Here is a 775-nt window from a genome sequence, read left to right as displayed (position 1 = left end):
TAAGACTATGATGCTGGTTGGTCGTAGTACCATGATTATTGCCACTGCTGCTGGTCTGATCTTTGCTAGCTTTAAGCTAGATATTTTAGTGATGTTGGTATTCGTAGGTGCATTGTGGGGTGCAATTGTCTTCCCTGTGATAGCCAGTGTATTTTGGAATCGTGTGACCAATACCGCTTTCACCTCTGCGGTCATTATCGGTTTGCTGTTTTTCTGTATAGCTCGCTTTGAGCTTTTGCCGATCATTGGTTACACGGCTTTATTCTTTGAAGTATTAGCAAGTGTTGGCGCCGCAGTCGTGATTGGACTAATGGTATTTGGCTTCTTAGGCCGTAAAATCGGTATGTTAGCGGCAGCTATTACGCTGGTACTGATGCTCATTTTCGCTACTGGCTTCTTACGTCAATATATGGTCCTACTCGCCTCACTAACGGCTTATGGCGCTAGTACCATCGTCTGTGTCATCGTCAGTCTAATGGGCAATGAACGTTTTGATTTTGAGCTGATTAAAAAGCGTGTTGGTGACTATGATAAAAAAGCTAAAGTATCAAAAATACCAAATGCGAAAGTATAGATCATCTTAGGTAATGATGGTTAGACAACGATGGTCGGTAGATAGCTGATCGTCGATTGCTCTTAAACCCCATATTTATAAATACTATAAGGAGATATCATGGACAACGTCTTTATTTATGGCTTATATATTTTAATTTGGCCTGCAATTACACTTGGTGTACTGGTTTTGATTTGTACTGCGACTTATCGTGACATCAAA

The 775-nt window shown here is 40.8% G+C and carries 1 pseudogene; it reads left to right on the top strand.

Going from position 1 to position 775, the window contains the following annotated elements:
- Positions 1 to 574 (top strand): annotated as a pseudogene (locus tag ACS8FD_RS19520) (sodium:proline symporter); the annotation flags it as partial.
- Positions 575 to 775: the final 201 nt, after the last annotated feature.

It is taken from the genome of Psychrobacter sp. 1U2 (assembly GCF_051847575.1).
Note: the sequence above shows the minus strand (reverse complement) of the source record. Positions and strands in the feature narration are given on the sequence as shown.